We start from the raw sequence: 21,113 nt of genomic DNA, 5'->3' as shown, positions 1-21,113 counted from the left end.
CTTTAATTAATTATTGATAAATCTTGTTGAAAAGCGGATGAGCCTATTAGGAGATGTAACTTTAAATACTGAATGAATTACTCGAAAAGAGTAATTCCGAAAGGGTTGAGTTTATGAAAGCTGATGTTGTATTGATAAATGGAGAAGTTATTACAGTAGACCAAAAGAATGCAGTAGTCGAAGCTGTAGCAATAAAAGATAATCATATCGTAGTTGTTGGCTCAAATCAGGAGGTTAAGAGTTTTATAGGAGAAAATACGGATGTAATTGACCTGCAAGGGAAAACGCTTCTTCCTGGATTCATTGATTCGCATCTTCACATCATTTCTCATGGACTAAATCAGTTGGCTGTCAGTTGTAAAGCTGAACATATTGATTCTATCGATGCTTTATTAGATGATCTGAAAAAGAAGGCCTTAGAAACGCCAAAAGGTGAATGGATACGTGCTTGGGGCTTTAATGAAACCGCTGTGAAGGAAAAGCGTTATCCAACAATTACTGAGTTGGATGGAATTTCAGTTGAACACCCTATTATTATAACTCGTACTTGTCACCACATAAGCGTGGTGAATAGCAAAGCATTAGAAATTGCGCAAATTAACGAGAACACACCGGATACGAATGGGGGAGTTATTGAAAAGAATCAGGCAGGAAGGCTTACAGGAAAGTTAATTGAAGCAGCAAATATGAGTATGAGCGAGGTTGCAAGTTATACAGAAAGTGAAATGATGAAGGCTGTGAAAATTGCATCAGATCATTTCGTTGCAGCTGGCATAACAAGTATACATGACGCAGGTGGAGATGGACCGGAGAGTTTTCGTTTACTACAACGAGCTGTGAAGAGTAGGGATATTCGTGTCCGAATATATGCAATGATATGTCAAATAAATAACTCCCATGAATTTGTTAATAAAATGGTCGAAGCTGGTGTGGTAACTGGTACCGGAGATGAGAGATTTAAAGTTGGACCAGCTAAATTGTTTACAGATGGAAGCAGCACGGGTCCTACAATTGCAACTCGTAAGTCATATTCTAGTGACTCTAACAATTATGGTATTCTTTATTATAGTGAGGAAGAAATCTATCAAGTTTTAGGTGAAGCACATAAAAAAGGCTATCAAATCACTGTACATGCACAAGGTGATAAAGCTATTGAAATGTATTTAAATTGTGTAGAAAAGGCGCTAGAGGAATCACCAAGAAAAAATCACCGTCATCGAATCGAGCATGCGGGAATTTCTTCACCAGATTTACAAGAGAGAATGAAAAAACTCGAGATGATTCCTATTCCAAATCCTCCATTTCCATATGAATTTGGAGAGATATATGTAGAGCACTATGGTGATCGTGTTAATCACATGTACGCTGCTCGTGATTTTATTGATCGTGGCATCATTGCAGCAGGTAGTTCGGATGCACCAGTTACTGACTATAATCCTTTATTAGGAATTCATGTTGCTGTCAATAGAAAAACTAAGTCTGGAATAGAGGTTGGTGCTAATCAATCTATAAGCGTAATGGAAGCTATTAAACTATACACATGGAATGGTGCTTATGCGAGTTTTGAAGAAGAGATAAAAGGAAGCATAGAGGTCGGAAAACTGGCGGATTTAGTTATATTAAATGACAGCATTTTAAGTGTCAATCCAAACCAAATTAAAGATTTAAAAGTAGAAACAACAATTATTGATGGTGAAATTATCTATCAAAAAGAACAATCAGTGAAAATGTAGCAATAAAAAAACGCCCCTTCAATTGTGAGAATGATTTTAACAATTGAAGGGGCGTTTCAGTTGTTTAGTTGCGCTTTTCAAATCGTATTAATTTTCCAAGAGAATTGAAAGGATATTCGTCTACTAACAAATATTCAGATTATGAACACTAGAAAACGAACACAACCTATCATATAATTGAAAGACTATATTTTAAAATCAATGTTAATATTACCCTCCTATAAGTATTAACATGCGTAATTGAGGTGTTTTCTTTGTTGTTTTATGATCGAATTTCTATAATGGCCCCTCCTGTTCCATAGCTAAGGAAAGTCTATTCATTTCTGAGATTTTCAAAGTTATAGGAGGGTATTAAAAGTGAAAAAAGTCTCAGTACCATCACTTTGGTTAATGATCATTCTGGTGGCATTTCCACAAATTAGTGAAACAATTTACACACCGTCTTTACCGGATATTTCAAAGGCGTTGCACGTAAGTAATAATGAGGTACAGTTAACGCTTAGTGTTTATTTTGCTGGATTTGCTTTAGGTGTATTTTTTATTGGATGGTTATCAGATATAATTGGTCGTCGCCCGGCAATGTTATTTGGAATTGTAGTATATGGCGCTGGAAGTTTCTTATGCTATATTGCAAATTCTATTGAATTTTTATTGTTTAGTCGTTTTATTCAAGCATTTGGAGCAAGTGCTGGTTCAGTTGTGACACAAACGATTCTTCGTGAAAGTGTAGAGGGGCATAAACGTCATGTTATGTTTGCTCAAATTTCGGCAGTCATTGCTTTTACACCAGCGATAGGTCCACTAATGGGGGGCTTTCTTGATCAAATGTTTGGATTTAAAATAGTATTTTTAAGTTTAGTTGTTATGAGTGTTGGGATTTTGTTATATACGTTTGTTTCTCTTCCGGAAACAAAAACGGAATCAGTAACGGATAAAATAAATGTGTTTTCCGTAGCGAAAAAGTTGATTACAAATCCGAAAGTAGTAACGTATGGATTATTAATTGGAGGAGCAAATGGTGTTTTATTTAGCTACTATGCAGAAGCGCCGTTTATCTTTATTGAATACTTTCAGTTATCGCCTAGTATGTACGGATTTCTAGGAATTGTTGTTGCTTCCGCTTCTATTATTGGGGCGAAAGTTTCAAAGCGGTTACTTGCTACTTATAAACCAGAGAAAATTATATATATCGGTTGTCTTGTAATGACAGGGGGAGCTATCTTCTTAACTGTTATTAATTCATTTGGATCAAATCCAAACATAATATATATGATTGGATTTTTAGTAGCGATGTTTATATTGCTATTAGGAATTGGGGTAGCATTGCCTAACTGTTTAAGTTTAGCATTAGTAGATTTTCAAGATGTCATTGGTACAGCTGGAGCATTGTTTAGCTTAGGCTACTATGTAATTGTAACGATGACAATTTGGGGAATGAGTCAGCTTCATACGGGCTCGTTAATGGTGATGCCGCTTTATTTTCTGGCTATAGTAGTTATCATGATGGTATTTACTAAAGTGTTTATTTTAGGTAAACAAACTTCAAAAATGATTTGAATATGAAATTGTAAAAGAGTCTCATTTTTTAATGAGACTCTTTTATATTTTATGAAAATAACTATAGGTATGAATATGTAATTGATGTTAAAATATAACAAAATTGTATAGTTATAGTTTTTAGGGAGGGTGAAAATATGTTAATGAATCTAGTATGTGCTCTACTAATCATTTCTGGACTTATTATAGTTGTAAGAAATACTTTCATTTTAAACCACTATCTTTGTAATTTAATGGCATTCTTTTGTGCTTATATGACAACATCTTCCTACGTATTAGAGCAACTTTCGTTAACAAAAATCATATTGATACTATGTTTGTTGCTGATAACTTTTATTCTTATATACTCACATTTCGAGATTAGAGGGCTCGCTTTTAACGATTATACGGTATTTAATCTACCTTCTAGCCGAGTGAGTATATTAGTGAAAGACGGGTTAACCGAAGCGAACATAGAATTTACATTGGATAAAAATAATATATATTTATCAGGATCTCCTGTTAAAATTCGAATATTGAATAGACCATTACATACAACTAATATTTTATTTAGAAAATGCCCAGAGGATATAAAGACAAAAATTAAAGGTATTATTAAGGAAAAGATAAAAGCTGAGGAGAAGAGTTTTCCTCTTTCCGGTGTATTGTTGATTGTTTTAAGTGCGGTTATATTTTTCTTAAAGTAGGAGATGGGAAAGAGAATTTTCAGCTGTGATAATGGGATAATTAAGAGAAGTAGAAGTTAGTGACTTTGTAGTTCTACTAATATATTAAATTTCTGCGTGATACGTTAATCGCATGTGTAAGCAATTACAGTACAAACTATAAAGAGTGAAGTATATAAAGTATGAAACCGAGGTAGATAGGATCTCCTCGGTTATTTATATTGTAATAATATTTATACCGGAATCATATTGAATAGATGTATTTTATTGTTAATTTAGTTAAAAATTAATCAAACTAATATATAATAATTTACTGAAAAAATAATTGAACTTTTCAGATAAATGAATTAATATGAAGTGAGCAATTTTAAATTTTATAGAAAATAGGAAGATGAGGGGTTTTGGAAATTTTATAAGAGGCAAAATGAGATTTTAGGATAGCTTTAAAGTTAGTCTAAGATGACGTTTGTTTCATCATTTTCAGGGCCAAACAGGAATTAGGGTACACCATCTTACTTTAAATGCGGCTATGAATCATCTAAGAGGGGGAAATGAAGTGGCAAACAAAGAATTGAAACGAGGTTTAGAAGCACGTCATATTCAAATGATTGCTTTAGGCGGAACAATTGGTGTTGGTTTGTTTATGGGGTCAGCCAGCACGATTAAATGGACAGGTCCGTCAGTAATGCTTGCATATGCAATCGCAGGTGTTTTCATCTTCTTCATTATGCGTGCCATGGGAGAAATGTTGTATATGGAGCCGAGTACAGGTTCATTTGCGACATTTGGTCACAAATATATTCATCCGTTAGCTGGTTATATGACAGCGTGGAGTAACTGGTTCCAGTGGGTTATTGTTGGGATGTCAGAGATTATCGCAGTTGGAGCGTATATGAAATATTGGTTCCCGGATTTACCGGCTTGGATACCTGGTATTATCGCGATGGTTATTCTTGGTGCGGCCAACTTAATTTCTGTTAAGTCATTTGGTGAATTTGAATTTTGGTTTGCGATGATCAAAATCGTTACGATTCTATTAATGATTATTGCGGGATTTGGACTTATTTTCTTTGGAATTGGTAACGGCGGAGAAGCGATTGGCATATCTAACCTCTGGGTAAATGGCGGTTTCTTTACAGGTGGTTTTTCAGGATTCTTCTTTGCATTATCACTTGTAGTTGGAGCGTATCAAGGTGTGGAATTAATCGGGATTACTGCTGGTGAAGCGAAAGATCCGAAGAAGACACTTACTAGAGCAATTCAAAGTACAATTTGGCGTATTTTAATTTTCTATATTGGTGCTATTTTCGTTATTGTAACTGTTTATCCTTGGGATCAATTAAGTTCAATTGGTAGTCCGTTCGTAGCAACTTTTGCGAAAGTTGGTATTACGGCAGCTGCGGGACTTATTAACTTCGTTGTTATTACAGCCGCAATGTCTGGCTGTAACAGTGGTATTTATAGTGCTGGACGTATGCTTTATACACTAGGTGTAAATGGACAAGCACCGAAATACTTTACGAAGATCTCTAATAACGGTGTACCTTTATTCGGTACAGTTGGTGTAATTATCGGTTTAGCGGTTGGTGTTGTTTTAAGTTATATTGCACCAAAAAACTTATTCGTATATGTATATAGTGCGAGTGTACTTCCTGGTATGGTACCATGGTTTGTCATTTTAATTAGTCAAATTCGTTTTAGAAAAGAAAAGGGAGCAGAGATGAAAGACCATCCGTTCAAAATGCCATTTGCTCCTGTTACAAACTATTTAACAATTGCCTTTTTAATTATGGTATTAATCGGAATGTGGTTTAACGATGATACACGTATTTCACTAATTGTAGGTATTGTTTTCTTAGCTATCGTAACAATTAGTTTCTATGCTTTCGGAATAGGGAAACGACCTCCGTTAGATGTTCCAAATGATCAAGAGATTTCAAGTAAATAAAGATAGTAAAAAGTCCGATTTCCCGTTTAGAAATCGGACTTTTTATTATTAAAATTTCTCTACAACGATCTTTCCAATTGTACGCCCACTTTCAAGTTGTGCATGTGCTTTCTTTATGTTTTCAGCGTTAATTGGTGTGAATGTTTCATTTAATGTAGTCTTTAAAATGCCTTCATCTAATAGTTCGCTTACTTTATTTAATAGTTCGTGCTGCGTACTCATATCACCAGTTTCATACATCGCTTTTGTAAACATAAACTCCCAAACGAATGTGGCACTTTTACTTTTTAAAATTCCCATCTCAAGAGGGTGTTCATTTTCTACGATAGAGCAAATTTTCCCTTGTGGTTTAATGATGTCACCCATCGCGTGCCAATGTTGATCAGTATTGTTTAAGCAGAAGATATAATCTACATCTTTTAGCCCAAATTCTAATATTTGATCTTTTAAAGGTTGGTGATGATTAACTATATAATCGGCACCGAATTTTTCCACCCAGTGTATAGTTTCGTTGCGGGATGCGGTTGCGATTACGTTTAGTCCAGCCCATTTAGCTAACTGAATAGCAATCGAGCCAACACCACCAGCTCCGCCGATAATTAAAATGTTTTTAAATGAATTTTCATCTTTCTTATTATAATCAATCCCTAAACGTTCAAACAAACCTTCCCATGCGGTAATGGCTGTTAAAGGAAGTGCTGCAGATTCAGCATCACTTAACGTCTTTGGTTTTTTACCAACAATTCTTTCATCAACTAAATGGTATTCACTGTATGTACCTTGCCTTGTAATGCTTCCAGCGTAAAACACTTCATCGCCTTCTTTAAATAACGTACAACCATCGCCAGTTTGTACGACAATACCACTAGCATCCCAGCCAAGTATTTTTGCTATATCTTCTTTTTTATCTTTCGGAGATCGAACTTTTGTATCAACTGGATTAACGGAAATAGCGTTAATCTTTACAAGTATATCTCTTCCTGTGGCAACAGGTCTTTCAACTTCAATATCAATTAAACTGTTTTCTTCTTCAATAGGTAAGTATTCATGTAAACCAATTGCTTTCATTTTTATTCCCTCCATTAAAGTAAGAGTCTTTTTCTCTTTTATTATAGTAGGTAAAGTGTCATTATGTAAAAAAGTTGAGTCCTTTCCATTTTGTTAAAGGCTGGTTTCAGCCTCATTTAGAACTTTGTAAATGGAGAGGAGCCATCGTTTTGATTTTATAAGCGTCGGATGAAAGATATACTTATTTTTCCAGTGTACCTTGCAATGAATAATACCAAGTGTTATATTATACTTGTAGTTACTTATTATAAAACAGTACTAAATAATAAATAGTAGTAGATGCCAATTAGAATAGGGTGAATGAATATTGAATGTACAATTTAAAAAAGGAGTTTTAGAACTTTGTGTTCTTGTCTTACTTGATAAGCAAGACCGTTATGGGTATGAATTAGTTCGAAGTATTTCCAATCAAATTGAAATATCAGAAGGGTCTGTTTATCCTCTACTTCGTAGATTAACTAAAGAAGAATATTTTACAACGTATTTACAGGAGTCTTCAGAAGGGCCTTCAAGGAAGTATTATAAACTGACGGATAAAGGTAGAACGTATTTGTACCAACTTTTGGAGGAATGGAATGAGTTCTCACAAGGTGTCAATCAATTAATAAAAGAAGGTGTACGTAATGACGAAAGATAAATTTTTACAACAATTAAACGTATCTCTAAAAAGATTATCTGAAAAAGAACGTGCAGATATTTTAAAAGATTATGAAGAACATTTTACTTTCGGATTAGAGGAAGGAAAAACTGAAGAAGAAATTACAGCTTCATTAGGTTCGCCAGCTCAAATCGCCAAAGAGTTATTAGCAGGTTATCATATTGAGAAAGTAACAGCGAGTGCAACAACAGGGAATGTTTTTCGGGCAATTTGGGCAGTAATTGGATTAGGTTTTTTCAATTTGTTAATCGTGCTTGGACCTGCAATTACATTAGCGGCATTGATTTTTTCAGGATGGGTTCTAGGAATCTCATTTTTAGGTTCACCATTACTTGTTATAGTTGACACTATTATACATCCAAATACATTCTTGCTATTTAATCTTTTCGTTTCTTTAGCACTTTGTGGACTTGGATATTTCATTGTAATTGCTATGTTATTTTTAACGAAGCTAGCAAAGAATGGATTTGTTCGTTATTTAAAGTTCAATATAGCACTAGTAAAAGGTGGTTTTAAGCATGATAAATAAAAAGAAACTTTCAATCATTGCAGGTATTATTTTCATTATTGGGATTGTAGGAAGTCTATTCACTTATCGTTCAATTGCCACAGTACCAATTTCAGAAGAAAAGGTCATTAACAATAATAATGTGTCAAGCGTCATTATCGATACGAATAACGTGCGTGTTAACATCAATCCTACAACAGAAAGTAATATGAAAGTAACATTAGATGGGGAAGTTAATCCTAACATAAAAAGAACATTAGCTACGGATGAAAAAGATTCAACGCTTCTCATTTCTTACAAAGAAAAACAACAGAGTTGGTTCAACTTCAACTTCAACATTTCTGAAGTATTGGTCCCATTAACATTAAATGTCTATCTGCCTGAAAAACAATATGATTCATTAAAAATTTCCAATAACAATGGTTACGTTTCTGCAAAACAACAAAATACAACGCATTTTGATATCAATACAAGCAATGGGCGTGTTGAATTAAGAGAGATCAATTCGCAAAAAATTAATGCGGAAACAAATAATGGAAGTATGGAATTTAAAGATATAACGGCGCAAAATATTCATGTGAAATCGAATAATGGACGAATAATGCTAGATCATGTTGAAGGTGAACTAGAAGGGCAATCTAAAAACGGAAGTCTTTCTCTTAAAACAAATGAACTTGATCGAAATCTCAATTTTACGACTCACAATGGCAAGATTAATATTGAAACTGAAAAAGAACCAACTAATGTTCAATTTAATGTCTCTGTCGACAATGGAAAAGCGAATATCCTGAATAAATATAATGGAAATGCAGTTATTGGGAAGGGAGAAAATCAAATTAAATTAAACACACATAACGGAAGTATTTCAGTGAAAAAGCATGGAAACTAAAGTAGCATATTAATCTTGGGAATTTTCGCTCATCACATATAAAGAGCATGCAAATCAATAATAAATAAGCAAAATAGCCGACTCCTTTTTTAAAACATGTAGGTAGTCGGTTATTTTATGTCCAAAATTCGTTTTAACGTCTTGGTTTCGACGACTTAATTCATTCTCTGAAAATATAAAATATATTCTGTTTTCAGAGAATGGAAGTGTTATTATAAGAAAAAGTGATACTTTTATCTTATATACTTAAAGGAGGATTGGATTTCTGCATAGGCTTTCCAGTATCACTGGATTTGGAATGAAAAGTTGTGAACAATTGAAAAGATAATAGTTGAAATAATGAAAGGTGAGAAGGAGTTTATTTCTCATAAGCGAAATATAGTATTGTTTTATCTTAAATTATTTGTAAAGGTGGATACATAATGACAGTAAAGAAGCTTTATTTCGTCCCAGCAGGTCGTTGTATGTTGGATCATTCGTCTGTTAACAGTACATTAACACCAGGAAAATTATTAGACTTACCGGTTTGGTGTTATCTTTTGGAGACTGAAGAAGGACCTATTTTAGTAGATACAGGTATGCCAGAAAGTGCGATTAATAATGAAGGTCTTTTTAACGGTACATTTGTTGAAGGGCAGATTTTACCGAAAATGACTGAAGAAGATAGAATCGTAAATATTTTAAAACGCGTTGGATATGAGCCAGAAGACCTTCTGTATATTATTAGTTCTCACTTACATTTTGATCATGCAGGAGGAAATGGTGCTTTTATAAATACACCGATTATTGTGCAGCGTGCTGAATACGAGGCGGCACAACATAGTGAAGAATATATGAAAGAATGTATCTTGCCAAATTTAAACTACAAAATCATTGAAGGGGATTATGAAGTCGTACCAGGAGTTCAATTATTGTATACACCAGGACATACTCCGGGGCATCAGTCACTATTCATTGAGACAGAGAACTCTGGCCCAGTGTTATTAACGATCGATGCATCGTATACGAAAGAAAATTTTGAAGATGAAGTGCCGTTCGCTGGATTTGATTCGGAATTAGCTTTATCTTCAATTAAACGTTTAAAAGAAGTTGTTAGGAAAGAGAACCCAATTGTTTTCTTTGGACATGATATAGAGCAGGAAAAGAGTTGTAAAGTGTTCCCTGAATATATATAAATAGAAAAAGTCATGGGCCTAGTAGCTCATGACTTTTTCTATTAAATAACCTTTTTAAATAAGTTATATACTTTTTTTGAATTACCTTCATTTAATTGATAATAAGTAAGGTCTACGTCATCAGGAGTGTTTTGATGGGCAATCATAACTTCACTACTGTTGTTATCTACTATCCAAATTAAATATTGTTTATAAGTTCCATCTTGGAAAGTAATCCACATGTTACAATCTACTAAATCAGAACCTTCTTCATCTAGCGTTAAATCGCCTTTTTTTGCTGTATCCATACTGTTAATGAATGTTTTTAATTCATCTGTTTTTGTAAGGAAGATAGATTTTTTTGTCTTAAGCGACTCTACATGTATATCTTTTATTTCCTGCTTTCCTAAAAAAACAGGAGGTGCATTTGGGTCTCTTTGAGTTGAAATAATAGTAGCTTTCTTCTTTGGTTTACTTGCTGTATAGAGATCTTGAATAGATTTTCCAGAGTTTAAAAACCATACGGTTCCAAAAACAATCAATGCGCTACCTATCAATAAAATGATTTTCTTAATAGGGTATTCTCCTCTCTATGGCTTCATGTGAAGAGCTTTTCTATTAATATATGATAGGTAAGCGTAAAGTATTATAGTTGAACGTGGTTATGCTTCACGGTTTTTATAGGGCGATCAACGAGTAAATTGTAAGTGAGCCCTATTAATACGAGAATTCCACCGATAATTTTTCCGGTTGATAGTTCGTGTGACAGGAAGAAATCGATGATAGTCCCCGTAAACAATTGTCCGATAAAGATGAGTAATGTTAAATAAAATGCTGATATTTTAGGAGTAATATAGTTTGATAACGAGATGACGATAACGCCTACTAATCCGCCTAAGTATACAGCGATAGGTATGGATTGTAACGTATGACTAGAAATATACAACGAATCTGAACTGAAAATTAAAAATAACATGGAGAAAAATAATCCAGTAATATAATTGAAAAATGTGCCTTCCCAATTTCCAATTTCCTTTGCTAAATTCGCGTTAATAATTCTAGCAACAACGATAGAAACACCAGCTGAAATAGCGATACAAATATATAACATTTTCTTGCCTCCATTAATAAATTGTCATGACTATAATTCCAGAAGAGATGAATAATAATCCAATTAATTTTTTCTTATCAAACTTCGAAACTTTCATTCCTAATAAACCGAAATGATCAATAACTATGGAAGCGATGGATTGACCAAGTAAGCTTAATGCAATTGTAATAGAGGCACCAAGAGCAGAGAAACTTATATTATTAAAAAGAACAGTGAATACTCCAATTGCCCCAGCACTATATAAAAAAAGTGGAATACCTTTATCAAAATGGATTTTATTTTTGTTAAGGATTAAAACGAAAATAACTGCAATTAAACCGACAAGGTGAATGACAACGCTCGCTGTGTACTTGCCAATTAACTCAGATAAAATCCCATTCAATGGAAGCATAACGGCAATGAGCACACCAATAAAGACAGAAAGAAAGTTATACAATGTAATAGCCCCTTTATATTTCATATTTGTAATGACTGTATCATGCTGAAATTGTGTATTACTATGACATATGTCATAGTGGAAGAAGAAAATTTTGTTTACAATTGGGATGAGTTGTAAAGGTGGGGGACTATGAAGAAAGTATGTAATTCTAATAAATTAGCAGAGTATATGAAACAAAATAATATTGATTCATTTTTTAGTAGTGATATGAAACCATATATGGAACTTATATTTTTTAAAAAGAATGAGTTCATTTGCAGAGAAAACGAAGAGATAGATTATTTATATTTCTTTGTTGAAGGAAAAGCGAAAGCGTTTAACACATTAAGTAACGGGAAATCGGTATTATTATGTTTTTATGATAGTTTGCAGTTACTAGGAGATGTGGAGTTAATTCATTCTCAAAAGACTGCTTCAAACGTACAAGTGATGGCAGATTCGTATTGTGTTGGGCTACCTTTAGGGAAAGTGAGAAACCAATTATTTCATGATGCGAAATTTTTGAGATGTATTTGCGGTTCTTTAGCCCATAAATTAAATCGACTTTCAAAAAATAGTACAATTAATTTACTGTATCCACTTGAAAATCGACTTGCGAGTTACATGTTAGCAGCAGGGGAACGGGCGGTTCAGCACGGAAATAGAATTGTGTTTAGTGGGAATTTAACGGAAATAGCTGAATTGTTAGGGACGAGTTATCGGCATTTATTACGTACATTAAATGTTTTTTGTGATAAAGAAATTATAAAGAAAAGCAGTGGTTGTTTTGAAGTGATGAATGTAGATGTTTTGCGGGAATTGGCGGCGGATGTTTATAAATAGGAGGGGATTATAAATGATTACACCTATATTTAGAATTTTTGATATTGTAAAGGCTCAGTTATTTTACTTTAATTTTTTAGGATTTAAACTGGATTGGGAACATCGGTATGAGGAAAATATGCCATTATATATGCAAATTTCGTTAAATGATACTGTAATACATCTATCCCGCATTAACGGGCAGTAAGACTCCCACCTCAAAATTTGGCGAATGCGAGGAAGTTAGGTGGGAGATAACTGCCCGTAAATGCCCGATTGGTTCAACTAATAATCAGTGGGGGAAGGACACCCCCCCACTGATTAAAGTTTCACTTTATCTGAACATCACGGGGATGCTTCACCAGGCGGTGCAATTCGTGTGAAAATAGAGGATTTAAAAAGTTATTATGCTATTTTATCAAGTAAAGATTATGCGTATTCAAAACCTGATATAGAGAGAACATCTTGGGATACAATTGAATTAACTGTGATTGATCCGTTCTCAAATAGAATTACATTTTATGAGGAAAGGGTTTAGAAATTGAGGTGTTATAAATAATTTATCAAAGTAGGGGTTACAATGAAGAGAAAAATAGCGATGATTTCAGATATTCATGGGAATAGTCACGCTTTAAAGGCGGTATTAAAAGATATTCGAAATGATAATAAATTTAGGTGATAGTGTGTATGGGCCGTTAGATCCTTTGGGGACAATTGAAATATTAATGAGTAACGAGATGATACATATTAAGGGGAGTTTACTTTATAGTGAACTGCTCTTTTTTATTTTGGATAGATATTGAATTATAAAAAAATAAAATGTTATGATTATGGAAACGCATGAACATATGAACATGTATTCATGTGTTTGTGAGAAGGAGGAATTGGAATGAAAGATATAATTATCGTGGGAGCTGGTCAAGCTGGATTAACAATGGGATACTACTTGAAGCAGGAAGGATATAGTTTCTTATTACTTGAGGCGGGAAACCGAATTGGCGATTCTTGGAGAGACCGCTATGATTCTTTGCAGCTCTTCACACCAAGGGAATATAGTAGTTTACCAGGTATGATATTAAAAGGAGAAGGGAGTGGATTTCCATGTAAAGATGAAATTGCAATTTATTTAGAAGAATATGCAAGGTATTTTCAATTGCCGGTACAATTACAGACTCAAGTTTTAAAAATAAGAAAAGAGAAAGAAATATTTGAATTACACACTCCTACAGAAATTTTACAATCGAAAAAAGTTATTATCGCATCAGGTGGTTTTCAGCAACCATTCATCCCCTCATTTTCACAACATCTTTCATCACATATTTTTCAAATACATTCATCACAATATAAATCACCATTACAAATTCCAAAGGGAAAAGTACTTGTAGTAGGTGGTGGGAATTCAGGCATGCAAATAGCAGTAGAACTTGCAAAAACTCATGAAGTTACAATGGCTATAAGTCATCCGTTAACCTTTTTACCGTTATATCTTTTTAGAAAAAGCATTTTTAATTGGTTAGAAAAAATGGGTTTATTGTATGCTGAAATACATACAAAGAGAGGAAGGTGGTTTCAGAAGCGAAAGGATCCCATTTTTGGTTTTGAAGGTAAGGAACTTATTCGTAGTGAAGCAATAAAACTACAGGGAAAAGTGGTAAGTGCATCAGGAAATAATATTATGTTTCAGAATGGTGGCACGTATAGTGCACAAAGTATTATATGGTCAACTGGTTTTGTTCAAGATTATAAATGGATTGAAATAGAAAAGGCAGTGAATATGAATGGATTTCCTAATCATACAAAGGGAATGAGTCCAGTAAGAGGATTGTATTATATTGGACTGCCGTGGCAATCTCAAAGGGGTTCTGCGCTTATTTGTGGTGTAGGAAAGGATGCGGTGTATTTGCTTTCTGAAATCAAAAAATAGATCAGTAGCAACAGCTACTGATCATCCATATGTACATGAATTAGGAGAGGTCAAACATTTCAAACGTTTATTAGCTTTAGTATAATAGATTTTCATGAAATAAAAAACTGAAAATTATAATTTTTTTGTTGAGAAAGTTTTTTGTATCGAAATATATAAAAAAACGGGGATTTCTATTGAAAGAAAATATGATATTTATATTTTAGTAAATTATGATATAGTCTATATAAGATTCTTTTCCTTAAATTAGGTTTTTTGTATAGTAATTACATTCGCAGTTGGAAAGGGGAGAAAATTGTGAAGTTTGATGATCAACGTCTACTAGGAATACGATTAGGTTCTGTACTCATAACAGAAGAAAATCAATATTTAGTAATTAAGAAGAAAGATCATTATGCACTATTAAACATACATAATTTAGAATGCACACATGTCGAAGTGCAGTTAGAACATATTGAAGAACTGCTGCATGAAGATTTCCAAGAAAGTATAACTGAAATTATCGCACCAGAACATATTAAAATTGTGGTGAAAAATGTTATATAAAGAAAGAAGCTGGGAGAATCAGCTTCTTTCTTTGTTTTATTTCGTTAATTATAAGGATAACATTTTTAAAATCTCACCAATAATCCCATCCCTTTGATGAACACCTAAATCCGAGTTCGTCATAATAACAGCGCCATTACCTCGGTATGGATTACATACCATCATACATTGAAATCCAACACCCCAGCCAAGTGAATGAATTTGTAAGTCTTCATTAGAATACTCTAGAAAAACACCTAATCCAGTCCATTTGGTGCATCCTTGAGGAGAAATCATATCTTGTACTGTTTTTTGAGAAAGTTCCAGCTTGCTATTTCCCTGTAAGGAATGAATGATTTCAATAATTAAAGTTGATAAGTCAGTTGGTGTTGTCCAAATGCCTGAAGCAGCTGCGAATGGATAAAATGGATACTTCTCATTTGTTACAGTTCCATCTTTATTATGCCCGCAAGCAAAAGCATCGGTTTTATCTATGTCTTCGGGAGAGAAGAGTGTACTATTTTTCATTTGTAGTGGCTGAAAAATAAATTCTTCAAGTAAAAGGTTGAACGATTTTCCAGTAATATCTTCAAGTAGTTGTTCGATAATACAAAAATTTGCGTCAGAGTAGTGGAATTGGCTTTCTGGTGCATAAGTTACTTCTATAGGTACTGGGCAATATAATGTTTTACCAGCAAGGAGCTCATCCATTTTAGGTAGTCCTTGTGCAAGTGTATAATGTTCAAAACTATTGGGAGGATCAATGATTCCAGATTGGTGACTTAATAAGTTTCGCAGCGTGACTTTTTTCTGTAAAGTAAATAGATTGGTAGGGATGTTCCAAGATGTGAGTCTATCATTTACGTCTTCATCTAAATGTACGATTCCTTGATCTGATAACGTTAGTACAAGCATTGAAGTGATGAATTTGCTAATAGAACAAGAATTGAATATGGAATTCGTAGTGACAGTTCTAGTTGTTCCAGATTCAAGTGTTCCGAAAGCAGTAGCTTCATCAAGTTTACCGTCACGTATAATGGCAAAGCTTAACCCTGAAACAGAATATTGGTTCATTTTCTCATATATATTGTTACTTTTTAAGTTCATAGTGACTCCTTTCTTTTAAAAACAGAATATTAACTTTATTATACAGTAGTAAATAGAGAGAAAAGGAAAACACTTCATCTTTTATCGATGAAGTGTTTTCTTAGTTTAAGTTAATTCGAAGTAAATGCTTTAAAAAATTTATCTCTGTACATGTACATAAGCCATGAGGCTGTTATAAAGGAAATAAAGATTTGTTTGTTTTTAATTGGTGCATTGAAAACAAGCCAACCAACTATATCAAATAACAAATGTAGTGCAATTGAAAGAACTACAAATTGTAGTAACGTCTTAAAAAATCTTTTCATAAAGTGTCCCCCTAAAATAAAAGGTTTTATCCCGCATTAACGGGTAGTAAAACTCCCACCTCAAAATTCGACTGGGCAAAGAAGTTAGGTGGGAGTCGGGCTGCCCGTAAACGCCCGATTGGTGAAGACTAATAATCAGTGGGGGACGAACAAAACCCCCACTGATTAAAGTTTTACTTTATCAACAATGTTGCATATTACTATTATACATTAAATGTGTCTTGTGGTAAAATTTACATAAGTTACTTAAATAAAACAATGCTAGTGAGGAGGAACAGTCTTGGAATTTTGGATTGTCATACCGATAGCGGCCTTTGGATTTATGTATCTCGCTGAAAAATTAAATAAAATCGAAAAGAAAACAGATACGCGTTTAAAGAGGATGGAAGATAGATTACAATTAATTTCGAAAGAAATGGGAATTGTAGATAGAGAACCTGAAATTAATAAAGAATTACGCCAGCTTGTGGAAGAAGGAAAAACAGTTACAGCAATTAAGAGAGTAAGAGAGGCTTTTGGATTTTCATTGTTAGAAGCGAAGCAATATGTTGATAAGTTATAAAAAAGATCATCCAATTGGATGGTCTTTTTTTACTGAACCATACGTGTATTTACATAAGCAGCGATTATAACGTGGCCAATAATAATGATGGGAAATATAATTTTAACATTAGGAGTAATGAAGACACTGCCAATTGTGGCAATAACACCAGCAATTAAATTATAAAGACCAACTATTTTTGATAACTTCACTTTGTCAGGTACACGGCGTTCATTGAATCCTGATAAGAGCCAAGTGTATTGTTTTACTCCGATGAAATAAGCTAGTGCAAATGAAATGATGGCTAGTATGAATAATGATGGCGAAGCGAAGAGAGTCATTGAGAACACCTCCGTTAAAGGGCTATAAATAAATTATAGTATGAATGTTATAATTTAACAAAATACATTTTTGATTTTAAGTTTATTAAAAATGAGATATTTACGATGAAGGGAGATTACATATGAATATTTCGGAATTCCAGCAATATGTATCGAGTTTCAGTAAAGAAAAAGGATTTCAAGATACAACAATTGAAGAACGTACGATGTATGCGATGGCGGAATTAGGTGAATTAGCGGAAGTTATATTAAAGCGTGATAAAATACAAGATTCGAAAAGAGAGATTGGCTTAGAAATGTTTGATGTAATTTGGAATGTATGTGATTTAGCAAACAAGTTAGAAATTGATTTAGAGAAGGCGTTTGAAGAAAAAATGATGATTAATAAAAAACGTGAATGGTAAAAGAAAAGTTAAAAAGCGCACAAAATTTTGTGCGCTTTTTATTAATGGTATGAAAAATATGTAAAAAAAGATGGAACAAACATTTGAGACGAATTGTCTAATATAGGAAATAACTATTTAGTTTGAAAGAAAGGGTGGAGAAAATGAAAAAGAATATATTATTAAAAGTAGGGGTATGTGTTAGTTTACTAGGAACAATTCAATTTGTTAGCACAATTTCTTCTGTGAAAGCGGAACAAAAGCTAGAGCAAAAAGTAATAAAAAATGAGACAGGAACTATTTCAATTTCTCAGTTAAACAAAAATGTATGGGTTCATACTGAGTTAGGTTATTTTAATGGAGTAGCAGTTCCATCGAACGGTCTAGTTCTTAACACTTCTAAAGGGTTAGTGCTTGTCGATTCTTCTTGGGATGATAAGTTAACGAAGGAACTAATAGAGATGGTAGAAAAGAAATTTCAGAAGCGCGTAACGGATGTCATTATTACACATGCGCATGCTGATCGAATTGGCGGGATAAAAATGTTGAAAGAAAGAGGCATTAAAGCGCATAGTACAGCATTAACTGCGGAACTAGCAAAGAAAAATGGATATGAGGAGCCACTTGGAGACTTACAAACAATTACAAATTTGAAGTTTGGAAATATAAAAGTAGAAACGTTCTATCCAGGGAAAGGGCATACAGAAGATAATATTGTCGTATGGTTACCGCAATACAACATTTTAGCTGGAGGCTGTTTAGTGAAATCTGCGGAAGCTAAAGATTTAGGGAATGTTGCTGATGCATATGTAAATGAATGGTCGATATCGATTGAGAATGTGTTGAACCGATATGGAAATATGAACTTAGTAGTGCCTGGTCATGGAGAAGTAGGGGACAGAGGATTACTTTTACATACATTGGATTTGTTGAAATAAGAAACTGTGGGAATATAAAAGCGAGGAGAAACAATTTCCTCCTCGCTTTCTTCTAGCTATATTTAAATGCGAAGCTATCAATTACGCCTGCATAAGTTACTGAGATTTTAATTCCAAGTATACAAATACCAGTACCGTCATAATTGCTATAACAACGTAAGTAACATCAAGCATTATAAGTGTCTTTAATGTTTCAGTCATCCTAATTCACCCCTGTTATAAAAATATAACATGACCTCTTATCAATTAAATAAGAGATCATAAAGATAACAATGTACATGAAATTTCTTAAGTAGTTTCTATATAAATATATCATATAAATAATGTAAAAAATGTTAAGATGGTGTAAATGTATTGTAAATAAAGAGGTTTCCTATAAAATCTTTAATCAAAAAATTGATAGTTCTTCAAAATGAAAAAACGCTATTCTTTCTGTTGAATGATAGAAAGAATAGTGTTTTTGTATGCTTATTAGTTGCTAATAGTTCTCTAAATCAATTATCTAGCTATTTGAAGGCATCAACAAAGGTGTCCATTTTTCTGTATGTTTTTTAGTGTCAGTAAAAATATTATGTCAACAATATGAACTGTCACAAATTTATATATATTATTGTGATTGATATCACATCCTTTTTTCCTAATGGGTATTATGCTTGATTTGTAATGAATGATTGGGAGAGGGTGGGATGATATGTTTTGTTATCAATGTGAACAAACGCCAACAGGCGGATGTAAAGTGATGGGTGTTTGTGGTAAGAATGAAACAATTGCAAGTTTACAAGATACGATTGTGTTTGGATTAAAAGGAATAGCTGCTTATCGTACGCATGCTGCGCAGCTAGGGTATACAGATGCATTTGTAGATGCTACAACTCAAGAAGCGCTATATATGACATTAACAAATTCTAACTTTAATGAACAAGAACATATTGATATGGCTATGAAAGTAGGGAAATCGGCTTTACGAGTAATGGAGTTATTAGATGAGGCACATACGAATCACTTTGGTGTTCCGGAGCCTGTTCAAATTACGCAGAACCATGTAGAAGGTAAGGCAATTGTAGTTACTGGTCATAATTTATTTGCATTAGAAGAGTTATTAAAGCAAACAGAAGGAAAAGAAATTAACATTTATACGCATTCTGAAATGCTACCAGCACACGGATATCCACAACTGAAAAAATATAAACATTTAAAAGGAAACATCGGTAAGGCATGGTATGATCAACGACGCCTTTTCGAAAAATTTACAGGTGCCATATTAGCTACAACGAACTGTGTTATGCCAATTAAAGGATCATACTCTGATCGATTCTTTTCATATGATATTGCAGGTTTAGAGGGTGTACAAAAAATTGAAAATGATGATTTTGCACCATTGATTCAAAAAGCGCTTGAACTTCCAGAAGTACATATGGAGTCGGATGAGCAGTTAGTAACAGGGTTTCATCATAATACAGTATTATCATTAGCTCCGGAAATTATTAATGCAGTAAAAGAAGGAAAGATTAAGCGTTTCTTTGTCATCGCAGGTTGTGATGCTCCGGGAAAATGCGGAGAATATTATCGTGAATTAGCAACGTCGCTTCCGCCAGAAACGGTTATTTTAACAACTTCTTGCGGGAAATTCCGTTTTAATGATGTGAGTTATGGTGTTGTGCCCGGTACGGAGATTCCACGTTACATTGACTTAGGACAATGTAATAATTCAATTTCTACAGTGAAAATAGCGGCCGCTTTAGCTGATGCTTTTCAATGTGAAGTGAATGAATTGCCAGTGAGTATTGTTCTATCATGGTTTGAACAAAAAGCGGTTGCCATTTTACTTGGGCTATTTAGTCTTGGTATTCAAGATATTCGCATTGGTCCAAAGGCACCTGAATTTATTTCACCTGGTGTGCTTGATGTATTACAAGAGACATTCGGTTTAAAACTAATTACAACCGCAGCAGAAGATATGAATATGATGTTATCGTAACAAAAAGGATGTCCTATATGTAGAGTTGACTTTATAAAGAGTTTGTATGTATTCACAAGCTCATGTATTAGATGCACAGGTGCATTAGTAGAAGAACAAAAAAATGATCCGTCTTTTTAATAAGGAGAGCTATCTACATTCATTAACTTCGGAATATTATAACGCCCAAAATAAAAATGCGGAATTTTTGTTTTGGGTATTTCCTTTTCTTAGCTGGATAGGTATGTGGTGAGGTTTCTTAAGAAGAAAATAGGCAGTATCCAATAGATAATAGCGGATTTAAGAAAAAATTTAAAAATCGAGTTGACATTCTATTTACATAGTCATACAATGTAGTGGTAATGAGTAATACTGAATAGCGTAGTTTTTAAAAATATATTCAGTATCCAATAGGCAAAAGCGGATTTAAGAAAAAATTTAAAAATCGAGTTGACATTCCATCTACTTAGTCATACAATGTAGTTGTAATAAGTAATACTGAATAGTGAGGTTTCTCAAAAGCTATTCAGTAAAAATTAGCCTTAGTACTCTGTGATACTG

22 protein-coding genes and 2 pseudogenes are annotated in these 21,113 nt (G+C 33.5%); 17 read left to right on the top strand and 7 right to left on the bottom strand.

Going from position 1 to position 21,113, the window contains the following annotated elements; genetic code table 11:
- The first annotated feature begins 113 nt into the window (after window positions 1–113).
- The 4 genes from QCI77_RS17445 (at window position 114) to QCI77_RS17430 (ending at window position 5,903) form a co-directional block, all read left to right on the top strand.
- The gene (locus QCI77_RS17445) at window positions 114–1,733 is read left to right on the top strand and encodes an amidohydrolase (RefSeq protein WP_113769635.1); all 1,620 of its coding nucleotides are present in this window, start codon (window positions 114–116) and stop codon (window positions 1,731–1,733) included.
- A 357-nt stretch (window positions 1,734–2,090) separates the two neighbouring features.
- The gene (locus tag QCI77_RS17440; RefSeq protein WP_353825282.1) at window positions 2,091–3,290 is read left to right on the top strand and encodes a multidrug effflux MFS transporter; all 1,200 of its coding nucleotides are present in this window, start codon (window positions 2,091–2,093) and stop codon (window positions 3,288–3,290) included.
- A 137-nt stretch (window positions 3,291–3,427) separates the two neighbouring features.
- Window positions 3,428–3,976 carry a hypothetical protein gene (locus tag QCI77_RS17435; protein ID WP_353825281.1) on the top strand — a complete coding sequence of 183 codons (549 nt, stop codon included), beginning with the start codon at window positions 3,428–3,430 and terminating at the stop codon, window positions 3,974–3,976.
- Between the two features lie 535 nt (window positions 3,977–4,511).
- Window positions 4,512–5,903: an amino acid permease gene (locus QCI77_RS17430; RefSeq protein WP_113735949.1), complete on the top strand. Its 1,392-nt coding sequence runs from the start codon at window positions 4,512–4,514 to the stop codon at window positions 5,901–5,903.
- Window positions 5,904–5,951: 48 nt separating this feature from the next.
- Here QCI77_RS17430 and QCI77_RS17425 read toward each other — a convergent pair whose 3' ends face one another.
- Window positions 5,952–6,971, bottom strand: coding sequence for a zinc-binding alcohol dehydrogenase family protein (locus QCI77_RS17425; protein ID WP_002087621.1), 1,020 nt, complete (start codon window positions 6,969–6,971; stop codon window positions 5,952–5,954).
- 307 nt (window positions 6,972–7,278) lie between these two features.
- On the opposite strand from QCI77_RS17425, the gene QCI77_RS17420 reads away from it, so the two are divergent.
- The 4 genes from QCI77_RS17420 (at window position 7,279) to aiiA (ending at window position 10,201) form a co-directional block, all read left to right on the top strand.
- A complete protein-coding gene (locus QCI77_RS17420; protein ID WP_002165328.1) occupies window positions 7,279–7,608 on the top strand; it encodes a PadR family transcriptional regulator in 330 nt (109 codons plus the stop codon).
- Window positions 7,595–8,158 carry an HAAS signaling domain-containing protein gene (locus QCI77_RS17415; RefSeq protein ID WP_113769638.1) on the top strand — a complete coding sequence of 188 codons (564 nt, stop codon included), beginning with the start codon at window positions 7,595–7,597 and terminating at the stop codon, window positions 8,156–8,158. The genes QCI77_RS17420 and QCI77_RS17415 overlap by 14 nt, the downstream gene beginning before the upstream one ends.
- Window positions 8,148–9,026 carry a DUF4097 family beta strand repeat-containing protein gene (locus QCI77_RS17410; RefSeq protein WP_341025412.1) on the top strand — a complete coding sequence of 293 codons (879 nt, stop codon included), beginning with the start codon at window positions 8,148–8,150 and terminating at the stop codon, window positions 9,024–9,026. The genes QCI77_RS17415 and QCI77_RS17410 overlap by 11 nt, the downstream gene beginning before the upstream one ends.
- Window positions 9,027–9,448: 422 nt before the next feature.
- A complete protein-coding gene (gene aiiA / locus QCI77_RS17405; protein WP_113769640.1) occupies window positions 9,449–10,201 on the top strand; it encodes a quorum-quenching N-acyl homoserine lactonase AiiA in 753 nt (250 codons plus the stop codon).
- A gap of 41 nt (window positions 10,202–10,242) precedes the next feature.
- On the opposite strand, the gene QCI77_RS17400 is transcribed toward aiiA, so the two are convergent.
- The 3 genes from QCI77_RS17400 to QCI77_RS17390 all read right to left on the bottom strand — a co-directional run bounded on the left by QCI77_RS17400 (window position 10,243) and on the right by QCI77_RS17390 (window position 11,751).
- Window positions 10,243–10,722, bottom strand: coding sequence for a hypothetical protein (locus tag QCI77_RS17400; RefSeq protein WP_002128384.1), 480 nt, complete (start codon window positions 10,720–10,722; stop codon window positions 10,243–10,245).
- Window positions 10,723–10,826: 104 nt separating this feature from the next.
- Window positions 10,827–11,291, bottom strand: coding sequence for a DMT family transporter (locus QCI77_RS17395; protein ID WP_113769641.1), 465 nt, complete (start codon window positions 11,289–11,291; stop codon window positions 10,827–10,829).
- Between the two features lie 13 nt (window positions 11,292–11,304).
- Entirely contained in the window at window positions 11,305–11,751 is a 447-nt protein-coding gene (locus tag QCI77_RS17390; RefSeq protein ID WP_060749110.1) for a DMT family transporter, read from the bottom strand.
- 108 nt (window positions 11,752–11,859) lie between these two features.
- On the opposite strand from QCI77_RS17390, the gene yeiL reads away from it, so the two are divergent.
- From yeiL to QCI77_RS17365, 5 genes and pseudogenes are all read left to right on the top strand, one after another.
- Window positions 11,860–12,552 carry a transcriptional regulator YeiL gene (gene yeiL, locus QCI77_RS17385; protein ID WP_088032329.1) on the top strand — a complete coding sequence of 231 codons (693 nt, stop codon included), beginning with the start codon at window positions 11,860–11,862 and terminating at the stop codon, window positions 12,550–12,552.
- Window positions 12,553–12,565: 13 nt separating this feature from the next.
- A pseudogene (locus tag QCI77_RS17380) lies at window positions 12,566–13,069 on the top strand (glyoxalase superfamily protein).
- Between the two features lie 42 nt (window positions 13,070–13,111).
- Window positions 13,112–13,289, top strand: a pseudogene (locus QCI77_RS17375) (metallophosphoesterase family protein); the annotation flags it as partial.
- A gap of 131 nt (window positions 13,290–13,420) precedes the next feature.
- Window positions 13,421–14,455, top strand: a complete 1,035-nt coding sequence (locus QCI77_RS17370) for a flavin-containing monooxygenase (RefSeq protein WP_113769642.1) — start codon at window positions 13,421–13,423, stop codon at window positions 14,453–14,455.
- Window positions 14,456–14,752: 297 nt separating this feature from the next.
- Entirely contained in the window at window positions 14,753–15,001 is a 249-nt protein-coding gene (locus tag QCI77_RS17365) for a hypothetical protein (protein WP_002087603.1), read from the top strand.
- 48 nt (window positions 15,002–15,049) lie between these two features.
- Here QCI77_RS17365 and QCI77_RS17360 read toward each other — a convergent pair whose 3' ends face one another.
- A complete protein-coding gene (locus QCI77_RS17360; RefSeq protein WP_353825280.1) occupies window positions 15,050–16,087 on the bottom strand; it encodes a serine hydrolase domain-containing protein in 1,038 nt (345 codons plus the stop codon).
- A gap of 110 nt (window positions 16,088–16,197) precedes the next feature.
- A complete protein-coding gene (locus tag QCI77_RS17355) occupies window positions 16,198–16,392 on the bottom strand; it encodes a hypothetical protein (protein ID WP_002087600.1) in 195 nt (64 codons plus the stop codon).
- 280 nt (window positions 16,393–16,672) lie between these two features.
- Between QCI77_RS17355 and QCI77_RS17350 the strand changes: the two genes are divergently transcribed.
- Window positions 16,673–16,954 (top strand): hypothetical protein, encoded by a 282-nt coding sequence (locus tag QCI77_RS17350; protein WP_002128376.1) that lies wholly within the window; start codon window positions 16,673–16,675, stop codon window positions 16,952–16,954.
- Between the two features lie 29 nt (window positions 16,955–16,983).
- Here QCI77_RS17350 and QCI77_RS17345 read toward each other — a convergent pair whose 3' ends face one another.
- Window positions 16,984–17,274, bottom strand: a complete 291-nt coding sequence (locus QCI77_RS17345; RefSeq protein ID WP_002190266.1) for a DUF3784 domain-containing protein — start codon at window positions 17,272–17,274, stop codon at window positions 16,984–16,986.
- Window positions 17,275–17,396: 122 nt separating this feature from the next.
- Between QCI77_RS17345 and QCI77_RS17340 the strand changes: the two genes are divergently transcribed.
- The 3 genes from QCI77_RS17340 (at window position 17,397) to hcp (ending at window position 20,573) form a co-directional block, all read left to right on the top strand.
- Window positions 17,397–17,678: a MazG nucleotide pyrophosphohydrolase domain-containing protein gene (locus QCI77_RS17340; protein ID WP_012261329.1), complete on the top strand. Its 282-nt coding sequence runs from the start codon at window positions 17,397–17,399 to the stop codon at window positions 17,676–17,678.
- A 143-nt stretch (window positions 17,679–17,821) separates the two neighbouring features.
- Window positions 17,822–18,595, top strand: coding sequence for a BcII family subclass B1 metallo-beta-lactamase (bla2, locus tag QCI77_RS17335; RefSeq protein ID WP_060749107.1), 774 nt, complete (start codon window positions 17,822–17,824; stop codon window positions 18,593–18,595).
- 691 nt (window positions 18,596–19,286) lie between these two features.
- Window positions 19,287–20,573 (top strand): hydroxylamine reductase, encoded by a 1,287-nt coding sequence (gene hcp / locus QCI77_RS17330; protein ID WP_353825279.1) that lies wholly within the window; start codon window positions 19,287–19,289, stop codon window positions 20,571–20,573.
- The last annotated feature ends 540 nt before the right edge of the window (window positions 20,574–21,113 follow it).

The organism is Bacillus cereus group sp. MG9 (assembly GCF_040459995.1).
In the GTDB taxonomy this organism is placed as follows: Bacteria; Bacillota; Bacilli; order Bacillales; family Bacillaceae_G; genus Bacillus_A; species Bacillus_A mycoides.
This window is presented reverse-complemented; position numbering and strand designations above follow the sequence as displayed.